Annotated in this window: 19 protein-coding genes; 8 read left to right on the top strand and 11 right to left on the bottom strand. The window is 65.4% G+C overall.

The genetic code is table 11. The annotated features are described in order from the left end of the window. The first annotated feature begins 9 nt into the window (after positions 1-9). Positions 10-144: a hypothetical protein gene (locus EAH75_RS20055; protein WP_277752537.1), complete on the top strand. Its 135-nt coding sequence runs from the start codon at positions 10-12 to the stop codon at positions 142-144. Between the two features lie 250 nt (positions 145-394). Here EAH75_RS20055 and EAH75_RS20170 read toward each other — a convergent pair whose 3' ends face one another. Beyond that, complete coding sequence (locus EAH75_RS20170; RefSeq protein ID WP_428993514.1) at positions 395-724, bottom strand: HNH endonuclease; 330 nt, start codon at positions 722-724, stop codon at positions 395-397. A gap of 204 nt (positions 725-928) precedes the next feature. Between EAH75_RS20170 and EAH75_RS12635 the strand changes: the two genes are divergently transcribed. Continuing rightward, a complete protein-coding gene (locus EAH75_RS12635) occupies positions 929-1,987 on the top strand; it encodes a glycerophosphodiester phosphodiesterase (RefSeq protein ID WP_170212698.1) in 1,059 nt (352 codons plus the stop codon). 61 nt (positions 1,988-2,048) lie between these two features. On the opposite strand, the gene EAH75_RS12630 is transcribed toward EAH75_RS12635, so the two are convergent. From EAH75_RS12630 to EAH75_RS12620, 3 genes are all read right to left on the bottom strand, one after another. Beyond that, complete coding sequence (locus EAH75_RS12630) at positions 2,049-2,633, bottom strand: hypothetical protein (protein WP_140805630.1); 585 nt, start codon at positions 2,631-2,633, stop codon at positions 2,049-2,051. Between the two features lie 188 nt (positions 2,634-2,821). Further along, on the bottom strand, positions 2,822-3,646 hold the full coding sequence (queF, locus tag EAH75_RS12625) for an NADPH-dependent 7-cyano-7-deazaguanine reductase QueF (protein ID WP_140805628.1): 825 nt from the start codon (positions 3,644-3,646) through the stop codon (positions 2,822-2,824). Between the two features lie 108 nt (positions 3,647-3,754). Further along, a complete protein-coding gene (locus tag EAH75_RS12620) occupies positions 3,755-4,762 on the bottom strand; it encodes an aldo/keto reductase (RefSeq protein ID WP_140805626.1) in 1,008 nt (335 codons plus the stop codon). 105 nt (positions 4,763-4,867) lie between these two features. Between EAH75_RS12620 and EAH75_RS12615 the strand changes: the two genes are divergently transcribed. After that, complete coding sequence (locus EAH75_RS12615) at positions 4,868-5,761, top strand: LysR family transcriptional regulator (RefSeq protein ID WP_140805624.1); 894 nt, start codon at positions 4,868-4,870, stop codon at positions 5,759-5,761. 85 nt (positions 5,762-5,846) lie between these two features. Here EAH75_RS12615 and EAH75_RS12610 read toward each other — a convergent pair whose 3' ends face one another. Further along, complete coding sequence (locus tag EAH75_RS12610) at positions 5,847-6,599, bottom strand: glutathione S-transferase family protein (RefSeq protein ID WP_140648759.1); 753 nt, start codon at positions 6,597-6,599, stop codon at positions 5,847-5,849. 228 nt (positions 6,600-6,827) lie between these two features. Between EAH75_RS12610 and EAH75_RS12605 the strand changes: the two genes are divergently transcribed. Then, positions 6,828-7,298, top strand: a complete 471-nt coding sequence (locus EAH75_RS12605; protein ID WP_140805622.1) for a hypothetical protein — start codon at positions 6,828-6,830, stop codon at positions 7,296-7,298. A gap of 51 nt (positions 7,299-7,349) precedes the next feature. Here the strand turns inward: EAH75_RS12605 and EAH75_RS12600 are convergent, their stop codons facing one another. Beyond that, positions 7,350-7,739 (bottom strand): acyl-CoA thioesterase, encoded by a 390-nt coding sequence (locus EAH75_RS12600; protein WP_140648764.1) that lies wholly within the window; start codon positions 7,737-7,739, stop codon positions 7,350-7,352. Positions 7,740-7,935: 196 nt separating this feature from the next. Between EAH75_RS12600 and EAH75_RS12595 the strand changes: the two genes are divergently transcribed. Then, a complete protein-coding gene (locus EAH75_RS12595) occupies positions 7,936-10,281 on the top strand; it encodes a S9 family peptidase (RefSeq protein WP_140648766.1) in 2,346 nt (781 codons plus the stop codon). 157 nt (positions 10,282-10,438) lie between these two features. On the opposite strand, the gene EAH75_RS12590 is transcribed toward EAH75_RS12595, so the two are convergent. The 4 genes from EAH75_RS12590 to EAH75_RS12575 all read right to left on the bottom strand — a co-directional run bounded on the left by EAH75_RS12590 (position 10,439) and on the right by EAH75_RS12575 (position 14,014). Then, positions 10,439-12,250: a M56 family metallopeptidase gene (locus EAH75_RS12590; RefSeq protein WP_140805619.1), complete on the bottom strand. Its 1,812-nt coding sequence runs from the start codon at positions 12,248-12,250 to the stop codon at positions 10,439-10,441. A gap of 1 nt (position 12,251) precedes the next feature. Further along, entirely contained in the window at positions 12,252-12,638 is a 387-nt protein-coding gene (locus EAH75_RS12585; RefSeq protein ID WP_140648770.1) for a BlaI/MecI/CopY family transcriptional regulator, read from the bottom strand. A gap of 135 nt (positions 12,639-12,773) precedes the next feature. After that, a complete protein-coding gene (locus EAH75_RS12580) occupies positions 12,774-13,529 on the bottom strand; it encodes an anti-sigma factor family protein (protein WP_140805617.1) in 756 nt (251 codons plus the stop codon). Then, positions 13,526-14,014 carry an RNA polymerase sigma factor gene (locus tag EAH75_RS12575; RefSeq protein WP_140648774.1) on the bottom strand — a complete coding sequence of 163 codons (489 nt, stop codon included), beginning with the start codon at positions 14,012-14,014 and terminating at the stop codon, positions 13,526-13,528. The genes EAH75_RS12580 and EAH75_RS12575 overlap by 4 nt, the downstream gene beginning before the upstream one ends. Positions 14,015-14,277: 263 nt before the next feature. Between EAH75_RS12575 and EAH75_RS12570 the strand changes: the two genes are divergently transcribed. From EAH75_RS12570 to EAH75_RS12560, 3 genes are all read left to right on the top strand, one after another. Continuing rightward, positions 14,278-15,411, top strand: a complete 1,134-nt coding sequence (locus EAH75_RS12570) for a S8 family serine peptidase (RefSeq protein WP_241668937.1) — start codon at positions 14,278-14,280, stop codon at positions 15,409-15,411. Positions 15,412-15,624: 213 nt separating this feature from the next. Next, a complete protein-coding gene (locus EAH75_RS12565; RefSeq protein WP_140805613.1) occupies positions 15,625-16,422 on the top strand; it encodes a hypothetical protein in 798 nt (265 codons plus the stop codon). A 90-nt stretch (positions 16,423-16,512) separates the two neighbouring features. After that, complete coding sequence (locus EAH75_RS12560) at positions 16,513-17,379, top strand: transporter (protein WP_140805611.1); 867 nt, start codon at positions 16,513-16,515, stop codon at positions 17,377-17,379. Between the two features lie 155 nt (positions 17,380-17,534). Here the strand turns inward: EAH75_RS12560 and EAH75_RS12555 are convergent, their stop codons facing one another. Beyond that, complete coding sequence (locus EAH75_RS12555; protein ID WP_140648782.1) at positions 17,535-20,777, bottom strand: TonB-dependent receptor; 3,243 nt, start codon at positions 20,775-20,777, stop codon at positions 17,535-17,537. Between the last annotated feature and the right edge of the window lie 119 nt (positions 20,778-20,896).

The raw sequence follows: 20,896 nt of genomic DNA, 5'->3' as shown, positions 1-20,896 counted from the left end.
GATCGGATTTTGGCTATCGAGCCCGCTGTCGGAGATGCATCTGATATCGCCGATGACATCGACCATCTGTCCTTCGACGAGAAGGGAAAATGCAAAATCTGGCCGCTGGCCGTCGGGCAAAGGCTGTTCATGCTGTATCGGTGACACCCGGGAAAGGGCATCGAGCACCACGACCTCCCAAAGCTTGATGATTCGGTCGCGGCCGGGGCGGTTGAGGGCGTCAACAAACTGTCGGAGCTCGTTCTCTGATACAACCCCCTCAAGGCGGTCTATGCATTGCTGCGTATACCGTCGCGAAAAAGCATATTGCTCACATTCTTGGATCTCTATCCTTGTTCAGTTTGGGTGCTGGGCTCAACCGATCGATGCAGTGACTTGTTGGGCGGCATGCTCATTATTTATTCTGCCGTTTCGCGGTCAGTAGAAGTGTTTTTACCTCTTGGACCGATCTAGTCTTATTGCCATAGTGAACGATGGAATGGCAATTTGGACAAAGCGGAATGAGATCTCTGGCCGGATCGACTTTGTACCGCGCTCCGACCTTCGAGACGGGTACTTTGTGGTGAACATGGATAAATCCTTGAAATTCCACCCCATAGACTCGACCGAAATCAAAGCGGCAGATTGCACAGCCCCAGCCGCGCGCCTGAATACATGCAGTCCGTGCATCAGCACTGCGCTCATAGGCATTTACTGAGACGGTGCGTTTACCTCCCTCCCACATTGAATCAGGAACCTCCTCCGGCAAGGCAACGGTAGCGTCGGTAACATTCAACGCGAAAATCTTGAATCCGAGGCTACTCAGTTTGGGAACAACGGAAGCTTGACCGACGTCCCACCAGTTCGCGGGCCAGTGCCGACCGATGCGTGGTTGGCAAAAACAAGACGACCATGCTCCCGCTTTCTTTCGGCCGTCATCGCTTCCGGAATGCACATGTCCGCTGCTGCCGATACTCCCGAGAAGCCGATCGCCGCCAAGGTGCTGGTGATCGGACATCGCGGCGCCTGCGCGCTGCTGCCGGAACACACGCTCGCTTCGTATGCGCGGGCGATCGCCGATGGCGCCGACTTCATCGAGCCGGACCTGGTGATGACGAAGGACGGCGTGATGGTGGCGCGTCACGAGAACGAGATCGGCAGCACCACCGATGTAGCCGCCCATCCGGAGTTTTACGCGCGCAAGACCAGCAAGAGCATCGACGGCCATGCAGTCAGCGGCTGGTTCAGTGAGGACTTCACGCTGGCGGAACTGAAGACGCTGCGCGCGCGGGAACGGCTGCCGCAGCTGCGCGGCACGCTGTACGACGGCCGGTTCCAGGTTGCCACGCTGGACGAGATCATCGACTTCGTCGCGCTCGAATCGACCGCGTGCGGGCGGGTCATCGGGATCATTCCCGAGATCAAGCACGGCACGTATTTCCGCGCGCTGGGGCTGCCGATGGAGGACGCGTTGCTGGCCACACTGACTGCGCACAGCTACACAAGCGCGGCGCCCGTGGAGATCCAGTCGTTCGAAGTCGGCAACCTGAAATACCTGCGCAGCAAGCTCGCCGGCGGTCGGCACGGCAACATCCGGCTGCTGCAGTTGCTGGGTGACGCGGACCAGCAGCCTGGTGACGTGATCGCAGCGGGCGGCGGACTCGGTTATGCGCAGATGATGACGTCGGTTGGCCTGCGCGATATCGCCGCGTATGCGGATGCGATTGGCCCGAATATCCGCACGATCATTCCGCTCGGGCCCGGCGGTGCGCTCGCGCCGCCCACGCCGCTGGTGCACGACGCGCATGCGGCAGGTCTGGAAGTGCACGCGTACACGTTCCGCCCGGAGAACTGTTTCCAGCCTGAGAACCTGTGGCTGGGCGACGATCCGCGCACGTTCAACGAGGCCGGTTCGATGGTCGAGATCCGCGCCTATCTCGATGCCGGCATCGATGCGTTCTTCACCGATCACCCGGCCATCGGTCGCAAGGCGCTGTGCCGGCGCTGAGTGACGACAGAAAAGAAAAGGCGCCCGCAGGGCGCCTTTTGCCTTCACCGGAACGGGTCGATCAACTCTTTTTGATCTCGAAATCCTGCTTGGCCACCTCCTTGCCATCGAGCGAGATCTCGACCTTGTATTTGCCTGCCGGCCACAGGTCCGGGTTCTGCACCTTGAAGGTGGTGACGGCGGGGCCGTCGGTGGCGATCGACTGGCTGATGTTGCTGACCAGCTGGCCCTGGCCTTCCAGGAAACTCCACTTGGCGTTGAGCGTGGCTCCCTCACTGCTGCCCTCGGTGGCGACGCTGGCGTAGATGGCCTTGTCGTTGGGGGCGAAACGGTTGCTGGCGCGGGTTACCTGATGCTCGGCGTTCACGTCGCTGCCGAGAATCACCTTGGCGACCGTCAGCGGGGTTGCCACCGGCGCCGCGGCCGATGGCGCAGAGGCGGCTGGCGCGAGGCTGGCCGCGGTGCTGGGGCTGGCCGGCGCGGCCGTTGCCGTGGTGGCAGGTGCCGGAAGCGGTGCGGCAACGGTGGCCGATGGCGCGAGTGTGCTGGCTGGCGCGGCCGGCTCGCTCTTGCCGCAGGCGCTGAGCAGCAGCAGGCCGGCGAGGCTGGCGCCGAACAGCGCGGTGGTGCGGATGAAATGTGTCATGGGAACTCCTGGGTCGATGACGTGGCGATGCCGATCCATAGGCGACTGCCGCAGCGACGTCCGGTGGCGTGATGAACTGCGAGGCTAGCGCCGTCGACATGAAGCGCCGATTACCGGCAGCCCTCGCAGTCAGCGAATCTTCACGCAGTGACTACGCCGGAGGAAAACAGGGGGCACTTGCGAACGACCTACTGGCGAACCGTGCGCGCGTTGTCAGGCGTGCCCGGCGTGCTGCTGCGGAACGGATTGATGTCCAGTCCGCCGCGGCGGGTATAGCGCGCGTAGACGCTGAGCTGTTGCGGTGCACAGCGTTGCGTCAGGTCGACGAAGATGCGCTCCACGCATTGTTCGTGGAATTCGTTGTGGGTGCGGAACGAGATCAGATAGCGCAGCAGTCCGGCGTGGTCGATCGGTGCACCGCGATAGGCGATCTGCACGCTGCCCCAGTCCGGCTGGCCGGTAACCGGACAGTTCGAGCGCAACAGATGCGATACCAGGGTTTCGGCCACTGGCGTGGCCGCACGGTCGACCAGCAGGAAGTCGGCGTCGGGCGGTCCGTAGTGATCGACCTCGATGTCCTGATCGTCGAGCAGATCGCCCTCCAGGCCAGTGACCGGCAGCGTTGCGCCATGGGCCGCATGAAGCTGCACGTTGACCACAGCGCCGGCAGCTGCGGACAGATCGTGCAGCAAGGTATCGGTCAGGCTGGTGGCGTTGGCGATGCGTTCCTGCGCGAAACCATTCAGGTAGAGCTTGAACGATTTGGATTCGATGATATGCGGCGAGGCGGCCGGCACGTGGAATTCGGCCAGCGCCACCTGCGGCTTGCCACGCAGGTCGAGCCACGACAGTTCATACGCGTTCCAGATGTCCACGCCGTGGAACGGTAGTACTTCGCCCACGCCGATCTCGACACGCTTGTCGGCGCGCGGGATCGCAAACAGCAGGCCGGGGTCGTAGCGATCGGCGTAGATGGTGTCCTTGCCGAGGGGAGAGTGTTCGGGGGTGCTCATGCCGCGCAGTTTAGCCGCCTTGCTTCTCGCCCTGCGAGGCACTGGCGGGAAGGATCGAGAGCGGACCCCGCCCCAGCCCTCCCCTGCAGCGCAGGGGAGGGCACGGCGTTACACGTTGACCATGTGCATGCCCGAGCTGACGTAGCGGTCGCCGGCGGCGGCGTCCGGCGGGAACGCCGCGTCGATGGCCCTGAGCTCGGCCGCGTTGAACTGCACGTCGAGCGCGCCGAGGTTTTCGTCCAGCCGCGAGCGCTTGCGGGTGCCGGGAATGGCCAGCACGTCGTCGCCCTGCGCCAGCACCCAGGCCAGCGCCAGCTGCGCGGGCGAGCAGCCCTTGTCGGCGGCCAGCGCTTTCACCTGTTCGACCAGTTGCAGGTTGCGGGCGAAGTTGTCGCCCATGAAGCGCGGGTTGGTGCGGCGGTAGTCGTCGGCGTCGAAATCGTCCGGCGAGCGGATCGCGCCGGTGAGGAAGCCGCGGCCCAGCGGCGAATAGGCGACCAGGCTGACGCCGAGCTTGCGGCAGGCGGCGAGCATGCCGTTCGTTTGCGGGTCGCGCGTCCACAGCGAGAACTCGCTTTGCAACGCGGCGATCGGGTGCACCTTGCACGCACGCTCCAGCGTGGCGCCGGAGGCCTCGCTCAGGCCGAGGTAGCGCACCTTGCCGGCGGCAACCAGTTCGGCCATCGCACCGACGGTGTCCTCGATCGGCACGCCCGGGTCGACGCGATGCTGGTAGTACAGGTCGATGGTATCGATGCCGAGCCGCTGCAGGCTGGCGTCGCAGGCCGCGCGCACGTACTCCGGGCGGCCGTTGACGCCGCGCGCCTGCGGGTTGTCCGGATCGCGCACGATGCCAAACTTGGTGGCGATGAAGGCCTCCTTGCGGCGGCCCCTGATCGCCTTGCCCACCAGCACCTCGTTGGTGTGCGGGCCGTACATGTCGGCGGTGTCGAGCAGGTTGAGGCCACGGTCCAGCGCGTGATGGATGGTGGCGATCGATTCGGCGTCGTCGTGCTGGCCGTAGAACGCGCTCATGCCCATGCAGCCGAGGCCGAGGGCGGAGACCTGGGGGCCCGGCTTTCCATGAGGATTCTTGCCGAGAGTGCGGGTCTGCATGGTTGTCGCTCCGGTGGGTGATAAGTAGGTGCATGGTGCGCCGCGACCGCAAGCGGATAAATGCTCAATAATGGCCATCACCATTTCAAAACAAGCAACAATGCCATGGACCGCCTCGAAGCCATGCGGCTGTATACGCGGATCGTCGAGCTGGGCAGCTTCACCGCCGCTGCGGACGACTTGAACCTGCCGCGCGCCACCGTCACCCACGCGATCAAGCGGCTGGAGGCGCGGCTGGGCGCGCAGCTGCTGCAGCGGACCACCCGTCGCGTACGTGCCACCCGCGAAGGCGAGACCTATTACGGCCATTGCCTGCGCCTGCTGGCCGACGTGGACGAGGTCGAGACGGATTTCCGCGAGGCGCGGGTCCGGCCGAAGGGCCGCTTGCGCGTCGACCTGCAGGCGACGCTGGCGCGCCTGCTGGTGATCCCCGCGCTGCGGGATTTTTTCGCGCGCTACCCGCAGATCCAGCTGGACATCGGCACCGGCGACCGCTTCGTCGACCTGGTGCGTGAAGGCGTGGATTGCGTGCTGCGCATCGGCGAACTGGGCGATTCGGGCATGGTCGGGCGCCGCGTGGCGATGCTGGAACAGGTCACCGTGGCCAGCGCCGCCTACGTGCGCCGACATGGCCTGCCCAATTCGCTGGCCGCACTGCAGGACGGTCATCTGGCGGTGAACTGGGTTTCGCCGACCACCCGCCGGGCCGAGCCGCTGGAGTTCATGGTCGGCCGCAAGCGGCGCGAGATCGTGCTGCCGGGCTGCGTCAGCGTCAGCGGCGTGGATGCCTACCTCGGCTGCTGCGAAGCCGGCCTGGGCATCGCGCAGATGCCGCGCTACCGCATCGTCGATGCGCTGAAGAGCGGCGGGCTGCGCCAGCTACTGCCGGCACACCCGCCGCCGTCGTTGCCGATGACCATCCTGTACCCGCAGCAGCGGCAGATGCCGGCACGGCTGCGAGTGTTCGTCGACTGGCTGGTGGAACTGACGACGGCGTAGGAGCGCACTCTGTGCGCGATGGCTTTTCGTCACGTGACGAAGAACATCGCGCACAGGACGCGCTCCCACGGCAGGTGGTGTGGCCTCACGACGCGCGCGGCGGGCCGGGGCGCGGTGCGCTGGTGCCCAGGGTGTCGCTGGTCAGCGGGGCGCCGGCGGTGATCAGCGCCCCGCGTTGCTCGGCCAGCGGCAGGCGCAGCATGCAGTCCTCGAACCTGGCCAGCTTCTGCAATGCCGGCAGTTCCTGCACGTGGACCACCAGGGCGGCCATCAGCGGCCAGCGTTCGGCATCGATGGCGTAGCGCACGAAGGAGGCGGTGCGGAAACAGCTGGCGATGCTGATGTCGGCGATCGACAACGCGCCGAACACGAAACCATCGTCCGGCAGTTGCTGCTCCAGGTAGTCGAGCGCGGCGGGGATCGCCTCGTCACGCGCATGTTGCACCACGGTCTCGTTGGGAGCCTCGCCGAAAATATGGCGCTTGATCGCCAGCTGATAGAACAGCCGCCAGATCAGACCGTCGGCCAGTCGCGTATCGGCGTACTCCTCGAGCCAGCGGGCACGGGCGCGGTCGGCGATGTCGCGTGGGTAGAGCGAGGGCGTGGGGTGTCGATCTTCCAGGTACTGGCAGATCACGCTGGAATCATTGAGCACCAGGTCGCCGTCGATCAATACCGGTATCCGGCGCAACGGGCTGATCCTGCTGAATTCTTCGTTGCCGACAAACGGCGCGATCGGATCGATTTCATATTCCAGTCCCTTCAGTTCAAGGCAGGCCAGTACTTTGCGCACGTAGGGCGAAATGTAATTGCCGATGACGCGAAGTGGCGTGGACATGAAGGGCTCCTTCGGATATCCGTGAAGCGGATCTGGCGGTCGATCAGGGGCATCGGGACTGTGCGCTCGGTTGCAGAGACGTAGCGCTGCAGAAAAATCTTACATGTTGTCGCAGCTTTCCCCTTTGTCGTTTCCGGTGGGTCTGTCTAGCATCCACTGCGGATTCCGCCGCGGCTCGCGCCCGGCGCAATCTTGTCATTCTGCAGCAGGGGAGTCGAATGCCCGGCCGTGTGCCTGGCGCTCGTTGTCGCGGCGCCAGGCTGCGTTCGCCGTGTCTGCCTCGCCGCTGTGGCCATCAACATCCAAAGGGAGAAGTTGTCAGTGAAGATCAAGTCGCTCGTATTCATGTCGTCCCTGGCCTTTTTCGCCAGCTACGCACCGATGGCGATCTGCGCCGGTGCACCGAAGTCCTCCGAAGTCGAGGGAACGCCCGCGCCGGGCAGCAAGTTCGCCAGGATCCAGGTGGGCATGTATTCGAAGCAGATCATGGACCTGATCGGGCCGCCGACTGACCAGAAGACCTACATGACCGGAAAGGCCTGGATTCCCTTCCATTTCGGCGGCGACAACTCCCGTACGGAATGCCACTACAAGGGCGAGGGCGTGCTGACCTTCGCCAATGGTGGCGTGGGCGACCTGGGTTCCATGAAGCTGATCAGGGTCAAGGTCGACTCCCAGGAGTCCGGCTACATCCACTGACCGGCTGCTGTCGTCGCCGCCTGGATCCACCGGGCAGCGAGATGGCATGGCTCAGCCTTCGGACGGCAGCGCCGGAACGCTCGTTGGCGAGCCGTTGGAATCCAGCGCGATCATCACGAAGCGGCCGGTGGTGCAGACGCGACGGTCGCCGCTGAGCAGATCTTCGGCGGTCATCTCCACCTCGACAGTCATCGAGCTGCGGCCGACCTTGACCACGCTGGCGACCAGTTCCACCAGCTGACCGGTGCGCATCGGCACGCGAAAGTTCACCTCCTCCGAGCGGGCGGTGACCACGGTACGCCGCGCATAGCGCGAGGCGACGATGAAGGCGGCCTTGTCCATCCACGCCAGCGCCTGGCCGCCAAACAACGTGCCGAGGTGGTTGGTGTGATCGGGGAAAACCATTTCGAGCAGACGGGCTTCGATCGGGGCGGGGAGCATGGGTCACCTGGCGTGGGGATGGACTGGCGGTGAATGACGCAGTGCACCAGTGTAGTTTGCCGCCAGCGACAGCTGCGCGGCGGCATAGACCTTTGGCACAGGGAGGCCGGTGCGGTATCGCGCTAGCATCGGTCGGTTCGGCGTAGCCGCTGCATCGGGCTGCCGTCGTGCCATCCGATTTCCCGTGGAGCAAAGCATGCATTCGATGATCAGCAAGTCGCGTCTGTTCGGCGCGGTAATACTGGGGTTGCTGTCCGGCGGTGTCGTCGCGCAAGGCAGGACGCTAAGCGCGAACGACTACGCGCAGGCGGAACGCTTCATGACCTACAACACCACGCCGCTGGTCGATCACGCGGTGCAAAAGGTGAGCTGGCTGGACGACGGCCATTTCTGGTATCGCGATCACGACAGCAACGGCGACCATTTCGTGCAGATGGATGCGGCCAGCGGCAAGGTCACACCGCTATTCGACCAGGTAAAGCTCGCCGACGCGCTGGGCAAGGCGACCGGCAAGCCGGTCGATGCGAAGAAGCTGCCGGTCACCGGTTACCGCGCGATGGTGGACGGCCGTGTCGACATTGCGCTGCGCGACGCCCATTACTTGTGTGACCTGAAAGCCGCCGGCGTGTGCGTGGCCGGCAATGGCGCGAAGAAGGACGCCGGCGACAAGGCAGGCGGCGAGCCTGGCGCGCTGTCGCCGGACGGGAAGACCGAGGCGTTCATTCGCGACTGGAACCTGTGGCTGCGCGACGTCGCCAGCGGCAAGGAAACGCAGCTCACCACCGATGGCGTGGAGAATTTCGGCTACGCCACCGACAACGCGGGCTGGAAGCACACCGACAGCGCGATCCTGGTGTGGTCGCCGGATTCGACGCAGATCGCCACGTTCCAGCAGGACCAGCGCAAGACCGGCGACATGTACATGATCAGCACCAACGTCGGTCATCCGAAGCTGGAGGCGTGGAAGTATCCGCTGGTCGGCGACAAGGACGTGACGATGATCGAGCGCGTCATCATCGACGTGCCGAGCCACCGGGTCGTGCGTCTGAAGATGCCGCCGGACCAGCACCGCTCCACCCTGTGCGACGACGTCAGCTGCGGGCCCGACGGTGGCTGGGACGACGTGAAGTGGGCGTCGGATGGCAAGACGCTGGCCTTCGTGTCCACCTCGCGCGATCACAAGCACGAATGGTTCCGCATCGCCGATGCGAACAGCGGCGCGGTGCGCACGGTGTTCGAGGAAAGCGTCAAGACCTACTACGAAAGCGGCAACGACCAGGTCAACTGGTTCTACCTGCCGGAAACCCACGAGGCGGTCTGGTTTTCCGAGCGCACCAACTGGGGTCAGCTGTACCTGTACAACCTCAACACCGGCAAGCTCAAGCGCGCGATCACCACCGGCGCCGGCAACGTCACCCAGGTGCTGAAGCTCGATCCGAAGACGCGCACGCTGTGGTTCCGCGGCGTCGGTCGCGAGCGTGGCGTGAATCCCTACTACCAGCAGTTCTACAAGGTCAGCCTCGACGGCGGCAAGCCGACCCTGCTGACGCCGGAGCCGACCGATCACACAGTGGCGCTGTCACCGGATGGACGTCTGTTCGTCGATGCGTATTCCACCCCGACGACGCCGCAGGTGACCGTGCTGCGCAACGCGCAGGATGGGCAAACCGTGGCGCAGGTAGCCAAGGCCGACATCAGCCGCCTCGTCGCCAGCGGCTGGATTGCGCCGACGCCGTTCACGGTGAAGGCACGCGACGGCAAGACCGAGCTGTACGGCCTGATGTTCAAGCCGACGAACTTCGATGCATCGAAGAAGTATCCGATCGTCGACTACGTCTACCCCGGCCCGCAGACCGGTTCGGTCGGCAGCCGCAGCTTCATGCCGTCGCGTGGCGATCACCAGGCACTGGCGGAACTCGGCTTCATCGTCGTGGCCATTGACGGCATGGGCACGCCGTGGCGCTCGAAGGCATTCCACGATGCCTACTTCGAGCACGTCGAGGACAACACTCTGCCGGACCAGGTCACCGCGATCCGCCAGCTCGGCGCGAAGAATCCGTGGATCGACCTGGATCGCGTGGGCATCTGGGGTCATTCCGGTGGCGGCAATGCCACCGCCGGCGCGATGTTCCATTACCCGGATTTCTTCAAGGTCGGCTGGGCCGAAAGCGGCAACCACGAGAACCGCAACTACGAGGACGACTGGGCCGAGAAGTGGCAGGGCCTGCTGGTGACGAACAAGGACGGCAGCACCAACTACGACGCGCAGGCCAACCAGAGTTACGCGAAGAACCTCAAGGGCCACCTGATGCTCACCCACGGCACGATGGACGACAACGTGCCGACCTCGAACACCTTGCTGGTGGTCGATGCGCTGATCAAGGCCAACAAGAATTTCGACCTGTTGCTGATCCCCAATGCCCACCACGGCTACGGCAAGGCATCGCCGTATGTGGCCCGCCGCCGCTGGGACTACTTCGTGCACAACCTCGCCGGCAATACGCCACCGCAGGAATACGCGATGAAGGTGCCGAAGGACTGAAGTTCATCCGCGCTTCCTCGGGAAGAGCGGATTCATGCAGAAGACAGCGACGCAGGAAGTCGAGGTTCTCGGAGTCCTGTCGTCGCGTCGGGCACAAGGCCTGCGATAAAAAGAATGCCCGGTGCGGCGTCACCAGCCGACCGGGCAACCTCGTTCGTCAGCGAGGGCTGACGGCTTGTGCGGCGCCTTTGGCCAACGCCTCGTCGAGCAGCTTGCCGACCTGCTGGTTGGCCTGCGCGGTGGCCTGCTCCTGGCGTTTGCCAAGCGCTTCCTGCCTGGCACCGAGCGCCTCCTGTTGCTTGCCCAGTGCCTCCTGTTGCTGGCCGAGCTCATCCTGCTGCTTGCCGAGCTCATCTTCACGCGACTGCAGCACGGCCTGCCGGGCTTCGAGTTCCGCCTGTCGCTTGTCGTCGCCGGCTTGTCCGGCCAACGATGCCTGTTCACCCGCCAGCTTTGCCTGCTGACTGGCGAGCTGTCCCTGCTGCGATCCCAGCGCACCCTGGCGTGCACCAAGCCCGCCCTGCAAGCCACCGAGCCGGCCCTGTTCGCCGCCCAGTGTGCCCTGCTGCTTGCCCAGCGCCAGCACCGGCGCATAGATGGCCCTGGCGCGCTGGATATAGGCGCTGTCGCGAACCACGTACGCCTTGTCGCCGCGGCGGAACCACAGCACCGGTTCGTTCGCCTTGCGCAGCCTGTTTACTGCATCGACGTCGGCGTCCGAGCCGTTGATGGTGACCGAATCGCCATCCAGTAGCGCGAAACCATAAGCCGCATCTGCCGACGTATCGATATCGACATGGTGTGCCGAAAAGTTGTTCGCGTGACGTGGCGGCGGAGGCGGCGGAGGCGGCGGCAATGGTGCGCGCGGCGGGGGGGGCGGGGGCGGGAGAGGAGGTGGCGGCGCCGGTACGGCGAGCGTCGAGTGCGCCGTCGCCGATGTCTGCGGAGCGCTCGCGGTGACGCGATATGGCAACACGCCGGCCAGCACGATCAGGACGATCAGTGGCCACGCGCGCGTGCGGGGACGGGGCAGGTTGTCGGACTGCTGCAACATGGTCAGTCGCCTCTTGAGGTTATGGAACGATGGCGAAGCTCCGGCCAGGCCGGAATGCATCGGGTGGGAGATACCCAGGCGCAGCAGCAGATGGCCGTAGGCCTGCGGCATCGTGCCGGTCTGCTGCAGCACCTTTGCATCGCAGGCGGCCTCGCGGCTCAGCGCGTACTCGCGCACCGCCCACGCCACCAGTGGATGAAAGAAGAACAGCCGTTGCGCGATGGCGGGGATCCAGCCCAGCCACAGGTCGCCGCGACGCAGGTGCGCCAGCTCGTGGGTCAAAGCCATCGCGGATTCCGCCAGCGTCAGCCGCTGGTCGGCCGGCAGCAGCACGGTGGTGCGCCATAGTCCGGTGACCTGCGGCGAACTGATTTCCGCGGACGTGCGTAGTTGTGGCTCCCGGCGCAGACCAAGCCTGCGCACCTGTTCCGCGCAGACAGCCCGCAGCGAATCATCGGTCAACGGCCGCGAGTCGAGCAGCACGCGACGAGCGCTTCGCCACTGCCTGCTTGCGATGAGCAGCTGCACGAGCACGGCGGCCAGCCACAGCGAAATCAGGATCAGCCGCCAATGCGAATACCACGCGACCGGCAATGACTGAACCGGTTCGGGCACCACGTGGCTCATGGGCGCGGCATCCGTGATGGCAACGACCGGCAACACAGTACGGTCTTGCGCAGCAGTCGCGGTCTGCGGTGTCGGAGCCAGCACGCGCAGTTGCAATGGCGAGCTCCAGCACAGCCCGAGGATCAGCTGCATGCCCACCAGCCACCACAGCGTGCAGCGCAATGCGGGCGACAGTTGCGGCAGCAGACGGCCGATCAGCCAGACGGCGCCGATCAGCAACACGGCTTGGGCCGAGGTCCAGGCCAGCCGTATGAGCAAGGTATCGAGCAGGATGGTCAGCGAGGCCATGTCAAGACTCATTGCGCCGGGTCTGCAGCTGCGCGACCAGCGCCTCGAGCTCGGCCAGTTCCGTCTCGCTGACTTCGGCACGCTCCGACATCCAGGCCACGAACGGCGAGACCGAACCGCTCAGCGTCTTTTCGACGAAGCTGCCCACGGCGCTGCGCATCGCCTCCTTCGGCCCGGTCGCCGTGCTGTAGCGAAACATTCCGCGCAGCTGCCGGCGCTTCAGATAGCCCTTGCCGCGCAGGCGTTCCATCATGGTCAGCACAGTGGAGCGGGCCAGGCCGCGTGGCTCGCCGAAGCCGCTGGCCACCTCGCCGACGGAGGCGCCGCCGTGTTCGGCCAGATAGTGAAGGAGCGCCAGCTCCTGATCGCCGATGGAAGGTTTGGACATGGCTGGGTAGTTCCGTGACTACAGATGTAGTCACGGTACGCCTTGACTACATCTGTAGTCAATAGGTCGCCGGTATCCCCGCGCCCGCTTCAAACGTCGGTTTTCTCAACCCCTGCGTTGAGGATCAGAGCATCCCTAGCGCCAGCCGGCATCGCGCGCCGCGCGCTCTTGCCGGGCGTCGAAGGCTTCGCCGCGGATGCGCGCGTCGACCGCTGCCTGGACGGCGGGGGGCATGCTGCTGGCAGCTTGCCGCAGTTCGCCTTCTTCGGGTTTTTTGGCTGCCGTGAGTACGGAAAGCCGCCAGCCCGCATCGTCATGGCAAGCCAGGCCGGCCAGCGTCGGCTTGGCGCGATCGATGAAGGTGCGGCAGATGCGTCCGTCGGTACTGCGGAAACTCAGGCCGATGCCGACCGAGGCATGTGGGTCGGGTTCACTCGCCAGTGCTCGGTCGAGTGCATCGGACAAGGGAGCCGTGGCGTATTGCCGGTCGTCGTGCACGCTCAGCGGTGCTCTGCCGGCGTGCCACCACAGCGTTACGGCCAGCACCGCGACCGATGCGGTCGCTGCCGCGACCGGCTTCCACCAGCGGCGGGACGCGCGGCGCCGACCCGCGTCGAATCCCCGTCGACCTGCAGCCTGGGCCAATGGCTTTATCGGCATCGGCGCTTGCGGACGTGCCGGCTGCAACAATGCGGACAGGCGTGCCGGTACCGGCTCGTCGAGCACCGGGTCGAACGCGGCCTTGAGCTGCGCGCGCAGGGCGCGTGTCTGCTGCAGGCGGCGTCGAAGCAGATCGTCGTGCGCCAGCGCGGCATCGATTCGCGCGGTGTTTGTCGCGTCGAGCTCGCCGTCCGCGTAAGCCTGCAATGTGTCGTCGTCGATCAGGTTCATGTGCCGTTCCCAAGATAAGACTGCAGAGCGGCGCGAGCACGCGCCAGGCGGCTGGTGACGGTTCCCACCGGGACCTGCAGCAGCTCGGCGGCTTCGCTGTACGACAAGCCCTCGACCAGCACCAGGGCCACCACTTCGCGATGATCCGGCGGCAGTGCCACCAGTGCCGCTGCCAGCTCCAGCTTCTGCGCGGGCCCGCTGTTTCCGTCGGCAGCCATGACACCGGCTTCCTCGCCTGCAAACAGGCGTTGCGATCTTCCGCGGGCGCGCAGCTCGTCCCGCCAGGCGTTCCGCGCGATCGCGAACACCCACTTGTCCAGCGCAGCATCCGGTCGCCATTGCGCCGCCCGAGTCATGGCGCGCTCCAGCACGATCTGCAACAGGTCGTCGGCATCATCGACCTGTCCCGTCAAGGCCCTCGCAAGGCGGCGCAGACGCGGCAGTAGCGGGATCAATCCTTCGCGCACGACCTGACTCGGATCCACGTATCGCTTTTCCATTACGTTTGAAGGGGACGATTCCTTCCCTCGCGAGCAACGGCGCGGTTCGGGAGCGTAAAGTGAGCCAATGCTAGCATTGCAACCCCTGACTACCGGCCGGTCCCGCCATGCCGATACAGCGCCCGATTTCCGTGCTGATTCCCTTGCTGTCGGTCGCGCTGGCCATGGGCGTTACGGCGCCTGCGCGGGCACAGCTACGCGGTCCGCCGCGGAGTTTGCCCGACGTGCATGTTCCCCGCGGCGGCGGCATGCCCGCCATGCCCCGCGTGCCCGTTACGCTTCCGGCTGCGGCGACACAGCACGTCGACGATCCGCGGCACGGGCACGAGACGCCGGCCGTCGCGCGGCAGTCGCAGATCGATATCTTGCTGCGCGAGGAACCCAGGCGGGTGACGGTGGATCCTCACGGCGAGCCGGTGCTGCGTGGTGAATTCCTCGCGCTGGGTCTTTCGGGCGAGCAACTTCATGCAGTGCAGGCACAGGGATTCACCGCAGACAGTCAGGCGTCGGCGGACGCGACGCTGGGGCTGGACATGGTGGTCCTGCACGACACGCGTGGACGCAGCGAGATCGAAGCGCTGCAGGCGCTGCAGCAGGTGGCGCCGAAAGTCACCTTCGCCTACCAGCATCTCTACCTGTCCGCGGGTGGCGACAATCTCCGCCAGGGCGACGCGTCGGCGACCGGGCCATCCGGAGCCACGCCGCGACGCGTCGGACTGATCGATGGCGGCGTGAACGCGGCCGATCCGGCATTGGCACGCGCACGCATCGAGCAACATGGCTGCATGACGGCGACTGTGTCGAGGCACGGCACCGCGGTGGCCGCACGCCTCGTCGATGGCGATCCCGACACGCTATACGCAGCGGACCTGTGGTGCGCCGATAAAGTCGGCGGCGCCACTTCGAGCCTGGTGGAAGCGCTAGCGTGGATGGCGCGCGAGCGCGTGCCGGTGATCAACATCAGCCTGGTTGGCCCGGACAATCCGGTGCTCGCACGCGCGGTGCAGGCGATGATCGCGCGTGGCCATGTGCTGGTCAGCGCGGTCGGCAACGACGGACCCGCGGCGCCGCCGTTGTTCCCGGCAGCCTACCCCGGTGTGATCGGCGTCAGCGGGGTCGACGAGCACGATCGGGTGCTACCCGAGTCCGGCAGCGGCGACCAGGTGGCTTTCTGCGCATCCGGCGTGGCCGGACGCGGCAGCGACGCGTTGCGCGGCACGTCATTCGCGGCGCCGATCGTGGCGCGAAGGGTCGCCCAGTTGCTGGATGCACCGCGCCAAGGTGCGGCTGCGCAGATCGTGCAGCGCCTGGCCACCATGGCCCGCGACCTCGGGCCTCCGGGCCGCGATACGCGCTACGGCTATGGCCTGCTCTCTCCCTGAACGCATTCCGAACGCGACTCGACCGCAGGGAAGGATTCTGGGGTCCCGGGCGTAATGGACCTGGCAAGCCTCGGATCCACCGCAGGCAGAAGGCGTCCTCATGCGAAACACGACTCTCGACATGACCCTGATCGCGGGTGCCTTTGCTTTGACGATGACCGTGATGTGCGTTTCGCAGTAATCCGCCTTTGTGGCATCCCTTAGGAGAGAGCAATGAAAATCCGACACCTCACACTCACGCTCGTTTGCGCCGCCGTGTTGGCCGGATTGGCCGTTGCGCCGGCCATGGCGCAGAGCACGACGACGTCCGGCACAAGCACCACGTCGACCAGCACCAATCAGGAGTCGACCCGGCTGAGCACCGAGTTCACCAGCTTTGCCGGTTCGGACACGAACTCCCAGGCCTTGGTCACCGGGTTGCGCAACGGCACCGCGATCACATTGACCGATACCACGGCCGGCACGACCACCACCACGACCACGACCACGACGTTTACGCCCGCCACCGGCAAGCTGGGCTACGGCAATGTGAAGATCGCGCTGTCGCTGGCCGAGGCCAGCTTGGCCCAGGCCGACATTACGGATCCGACCGCGACCGAACTCGAGGCCGCGCTCAACGGCGGCACGCTGGTGCTGGCCGACGGCACCAGTGTCGACCTCAAGGGCGTGCTGGCCTTGCGCGCCGCCGGCGAAGGCTGGGGCCAGATCGCCAACAGCATGGGCTTCAAGCTGGGCGACGTGATGCGTTCGCCGAAAGCTGCCGGCAGCGCTTCCGCCAGCGCGCATGCGCATGCAAACGTCTCGGTCGACAAGGTCGTGTTTGGCCGGAGCCACATGACCGATCATCCGAGTGCCACCGACCACCCGGGCAAGCTCGATTTCGCCGGCAAGCCGGACTTTGCTGGCAAGCCCACGCTGCCGGATCGCCCGCAGGTTCCCGATCGCCCCCAGATTCCCGATCGCCCCCAGATTCCGGATCACCCCACCCGCGCCGGTCGTCCGGGTGGCTGAGCCCCGCTTCTCCGGCGAGTCGTAGTGCATGCAGGCCCGGTGTGATGCCGGGCCTGTCGCCATTCCCAACATCTGCAAGGAAACCCTCACATGCGTAACCCACAACACTGGATGATCGTCGGCGGCCTGCTGCTGATCGGTGCACCGGCGGCCCATGCCGCCACCACGCCCGGCAGCGACCAGTTCAGCCTTTCCGCCGGTGCCGATTACAGCAGTGGCAAGTACGGCACCGACACCACGACCGATATCTGGTCGGTGCCGGTGACCGCGGCGTACCAGAGCGATCGCTGGACGTTCAAGCTCACCGTGCCGTACATCAACATCAGTGGTCCCGGCAACGTGATTCCCGGCGTGGGCAAGGTGAACAACAACAATCCGCTGTGCCGCGGCGTGGGCCATGCGGTCGGCGGCGCGATTCATGCCTGCGGCGGTTCGTCCACCGGCGGCACGGCGTCGACGACGACCAGCGGTTCGGCCTCGGGTCTGGGCGACATCACCGCGTCCGCCGGCTACGAGCTGTTCGGCAGTGCCGACCGCACGTTCGGGCTGGATCTCACCGGCAAGGTGAAGTTCGGCACCGCCGACGAGAACAAGGGTCTGGGCACCGGCAAGAACGACTACGGTCTGTCGCTGGATACCTATAAGGTGAGTGGCGCGTGGACGGCGTTCGGCGGTGTGGGCTGGATGAAGTACGGCAGTTCGCAGTACATCCAGCTGAAAAATGGCTTCAACGCGAACATCGGCGCCGACTACAAGCTGAGCACCAGCGACAGCATCGGTGCGTACTACTACTACCGCGAGCGGATCACCGACGGCGGCGCCCCGCAGAGCGAGCTCACCGGCTACTGGAACCACAAGCTCAGCGACAACCTGCGCATGCAGGCTTACGTGCTCGGCGGCTTCGCCAACGGCAGCCCGGACTACGGCGCTGGGGCGTCGCTGAAGTACAGCTTCTGACGGTATCCGTCGGGATCTTCGGCCAGGCACCGGTACAAGAGCCCCTGATGTCCGATCAGGGGCTCGAGTATCGATCTTGGAAATCGACGGACAGACGGAACGGCTGGACAGATAAGCGCCGGCTTTTTACGCACCGCACCGGCTGAACGGCGCGATCAGAACGTGTAGCGCAGCGTCAGCATCGCCGACCAGCGCGAAACCACCCGGCTGGGATCGTAGAAGCCGCCGTCGTACACCTGCAGTTGCTGCGGCTGGTAGTTGCCGCTCTTGTCGGTGGGCAACGAGTAGACGTACTGGCCCTGGGCGTTCACGCCGCCGTAGTTGGCCAGCGTGCGGGTCGGATAGATCCCGGTGTTGCGCTGCTGGCCCCAGTTCTTGTCGAGCAGGTTGAGGAAGTTGTAGACGTCCAGACGGACCTCGCCCTTGTTGCCCTTGAACAGGCCCGGGATTTCCTGCGAGAAGCTCATGTCAAGCGTGGTCACCCACGACGTGCGCGCACCGTTGCGGGAGGCGATCTGCCCGCGATGGTCCTTGAGGTACTTGTCGCCGGCGAGGAAATCCTGGAACTGCTGGATCTGCTGCGCCGTAGCGTTGCCGTAGCTCACCTTCGGGTCGTTCGCGCTGGGGATGTAGGCCGGATCCCAGCCACTGATGCTGTCGCCATTGACGTCGTTGCCGAACACCCAGGTATACGGGTTGCCGGTGCGGCCGTTGTAGAACATCGACACCTGGGACATGTAGTCACCGAAGAACTTGTGCTGCCAGTTCAGCGACAGCTTGACGCTCCTGGCGGTGTTGTAGTTCGAGGTGGCCGACACGTCGCTGTTCGGGTTGAGGCGGGCGACGCGCGCATAGCCGTTGTAGGCGATGGTGTCGGTGCCCGGATCGACGTCGGTGGCATGGTTCAGCGTGACGCTCGCGGTGCCCGAGAAGCCGTCGGTGAACGGCTTGGTGACCGCCAGTGTGAAGCTGTCGGACTTGCCGTTGTGCGTGTTGGTCAGCAGGGTCGAGGCCGAGCTGAAAGCCTTGTTGCGGTTGGCCTGCGCGTCGGACGACTTCGGCGCTTCGCCCGGCGTTGCCCAGAATTGCAGGCGACCGTCCGGCAGCACGCCGGTTGGCGCACCGAAGTTCACCGCCTGGTACAGGATGCCGTCGCGCACCTGGATGTGCTGGTACTCGGCCGAAGCCACCAGGCCCCACCACGGCAGCTCGCGGTCGAGCGCCAGGCTCATCTTCCACACCGTCGGCAGCTTGAAGTTCTTGTCGATGGTGTCGATCGAGCCGGCGCCGCCGCCGGCCGGGATCGGCTGGTTCAGCGGATCCGGGCTGAACGGCGCGGTGGCCGGGTCGAACGAGGTGTACGAGAGCAGGGTGACGCCGTTGTTCTGGAACGGGTTGGTCATCCACACCGTCGGCGGGGAGGTCTGGAACAGGCCGACGCCGCCGCGCAGCTGGGTCTTGTACTCGGAGTCGAACGAGTAGTTGAAGCTCACGCGCGGCTCCACCACGCGGTTGCTCGAACCGACGGTGTAGTCGTTGCGGTAGCCGAACGCCTGCTCGAAGCCGGCGTTGTAGGCCGGCTTGCCGCTGGAGTGCGGGATGTCCACGCGCACGCCGTACTGCAGCGAGAGCTGGTCGTTGACCTGCCAGGTGTCCTCGAGGAACGGGCTGTACTGGCTGTAGGTCCACTTGCCGGCGATGTCGTTGAGCTGGTAGCCCGGCGCCGGGTGGTACAGCTCGTACTTGTTGTAGTTGCCGGCGGCGAAGTTGGTCAAGCCCCAGAACGTGTACACGCCGAACTCGGCCTGGCCGAACAGGTTGTTGATCTTGTTGCGCTGGTAGTCGATACCGCCCTTGATGGTGTGGTCACCCAGGTAGTAGGTGCCGGCCAGGAAGACGCTGAGCTTCTTGGTATCGATGTGGTTGTAGTGGCGGTAGCGCTCCTCGCCCAGGTTCACTGACGGACCCTTGCCGTCCGGCGCCAGGTTCACCGTCACCGACGGCTGCTGGAACGGCGCGGTGGTGTCCTGCACGTACTGCTGGTAGCCCACCTTGGCCTCGGTGGAGAAGTTCTCGGTCCAGTCGTCGAACAGGTGTCCGACGTAGTTCTTGGTCGAGATTTCCTTGGTATAGGTGTAGCTCGACAGGCCCACGCTGCTCGGACTGTTGCCGCCCACGGCCGGCAGCAGCTCCTTGGTGTTCTGGTAGGTGAAGCTGGCGCGATGGTTGTCGGTGATGTTCCAGTCGATCTTGCCGAGGTAGCGCTTGTCGTCGTAGGTCAGGCCGGTGGCGCCGCCGAAGTTGCCCGGCGTCAGGCCCAGCTGCGTGGCGGTGTCGATCACCTGCTGCAGGTCGCCCGGCGACACCTTGCCGCTGGTCGAGGCGCCGTTGCCCAGCGACTGGTCCAGGCCATTGGCGGAGTCGGCGCCGATGCCGGTGGTCTTCTCATGCTCGGCGGCGACGAAGAAGAACAGCTTGTCCTTGATGATCGGGCCGCCCACGGTCACGCCGTAGGTGGAGTCCTTGTCGTAGCCGTTGTACTTGTAGCCCTTGTTGTCCGACGGCAGCCAGCCGGCGTCGCCGACCAGGTGGTTGGCATTGCGGTACGAGTAGTACGCCGAGCCGTGGAACTGGTTGGTGCCGGACTTGGTCACCGCGTTGACGTCGGCGCCGACGGTGTCGGAGGTGACGTCATAGGTGGCGGTGGAGATGTTGTACTCGGCGATGGTCTCGGGCGAGATCGCCGCCTTCTGGTACGGCAGGCCGTTGGCGTTGAGGCCGAACGGGTCGCCCTGGGTCACGCCATCCACCGCGATGTTGTTGTAGCGGTTGTTCATGCCGTTGGCCGAGATCGAGCCCACGCCCTGGTCGAGCACGGTGATGCGCGGGTCGAGGCGGGCGACGTCGTCCACCGAGCGATTGCCCTGCGGCGTGGCCTTGAGCTGGTCCTGGGACACGTTGGTCGACAGGCCCTTGTTCTCGCTGGAGAAGGTCTGCGCCAGGGCGGAGGCGCTCACCGTCACGGCGCCGAGGTTGCTGGCCTGGGCGGCACTGGCGCCCATGCTCAGGTTGATCGACGAGGGCTGGCCCAGCTGCAGGAACACGTTGTCCTGCTCGGCAGCGGCCACGCCATTCTTGCTGGCGGTGATCTCGAACGGGCCGCCCACGCGCAGACCCTGCGCGGTGTAGCGGCCATCCCCATCGGTCACCACCGACTTGGTGGTGCCCGAAGGCTGATGCACGATCGTCACCGTGGCGCCGGCAACCGGCTGGCCCGCGGCGTCCAGCACGCGGCCGTTGACGCCGGAGGTGGTGACGTTCTGGGCGGCCAGCGGGGCGGCAGCCAGCAGTGAGGCGATGGCGAAGGGCAGCAATCTCACGCGAATCGGGGTAGTCATCGAAGGTCCTTGCATGCGTTTGGCGTTATGGGCGACCCCCTCGCGCCGCAAACCCCGCGGGCATTGCGCCCGGCAGGATCGGATCATCGATGGTTTCCCCACGGTTCGATCAGCGAGTG

Origin of the sequence: Rhodanobacter glycinis, from assembly GCF_006438785.1 — a bacterium.
GTDB classification, from domain to species: domain Bacteria; phylum Pseudomonadota; class Gammaproteobacteria; order Xanthomonadales; family Rhodanobacteraceae; genus Rhodanobacter; species Rhodanobacter glycinis_A.
Note: the sequence above shows the minus strand (reverse complement) of the source record. Positions and strands in the feature narration are given on the sequence as shown.

Coding starts and splice junctions, on each gene's coding strand:
- EAH75_RS12595 (WP_140648766.1), top strand. CDS start 7,936: ATGCATTCGATGATCAGCAAGTCGCGTCTGTTCGGCGCGGTAATACTG.
- EAH75_RS12580 (WP_140805617.1), bottom strand. CDS start 13,529: ATGAACCTGATCGACGACGACACATTGCAGGCTTACGCGGACGGCGAG.
- EAH75_RS12560 (WP_140805611.1), top strand. CDS start 16,513: ATGCGTAACCCACAACACTGGATGATCGTCGGCGGCCTGCTGCTGATC.
- EAH75_RS12590 (WP_140805619.1), bottom strand. CDS start 12,250: ATGGCCTCGCTGACCATCCTGCTCGATACCTTGCTCATACGGCTGGCC.
- EAH75_RS12620 (WP_140805626.1), bottom strand. CDS start 4,762: ATGCAGACCCGCACTCTCGGCAAGAATCCTCATGGAAAGCCGGGCCCC.
- EAH75_RS20170 (WP_428993514.1), bottom strand. CDS start 724: ATGTGGGAGGGAGGTAAACGCACCGTCTCAGTAAATGCCTATGAGCGC.
- EAH75_RS12635 (WP_170212698.1), top strand. CDS start 929: ATGCACATGTCCGCTGCTGCCGATACTCCCGAGAAGCCGATCGCCGCC.
- EAH75_RS12555 (WP_140648782.1), bottom strand. CDS start 20,777: ATGACTACCCCGATTCGCGTGAGATTGCTGCCCTTCGCCATCGCCTCA.
- EAH75_RS12600 (WP_140648764.1), bottom strand. CDS start 7,739: ATGCTCCCCGCCCCGATCGAAGCCCGTCTGCTCGAAATGGTTTTCCCC.
- queF (WP_140805628.1), bottom strand. CDS start 3,646: ATGAGCACCCCCGAACACTCTCCCCTCGGCAAGGACACCATCTACGCC.
- EAH75_RS12585 (WP_140648770.1), bottom strand. CDS start 12,638: ATGTCCAAACCTTCCATCGGCGATCAGGAGCTGGCGCTCCTTCACTAT.
- EAH75_RS12610 (WP_140648759.1), bottom strand. CDS start 6,599: ATGTCCACGCCACTTCGCGTCATCGGCAATTACATTTCGCCCTACGTG.
- EAH75_RS12630 (WP_140805630.1), bottom strand. CDS start 2,633: ATGACACATTTCATCCGCACCACCGCGCTGTTCGGCGCCAGCCTCGCC.
- EAH75_RS12570 (WP_241668937.1), top strand. CDS start 14,278: ATGCCCGCCATGCCCCGCGTGCCCGTTACGCTTCCGGCTGCGGCGACA.
- EAH75_RS12615 (WP_140805624.1), top strand. CDS start 4,868: ATGGACCGCCTCGAAGCCATGCGGCTGTATACGCGGATCGTCGAGCTG.
- EAH75_RS12565 (WP_140805613.1), top strand. CDS start 15,625: ATGAAAATCCGACACCTCACACTCACGCTCGTTTGCGCCGCCGTGTTG.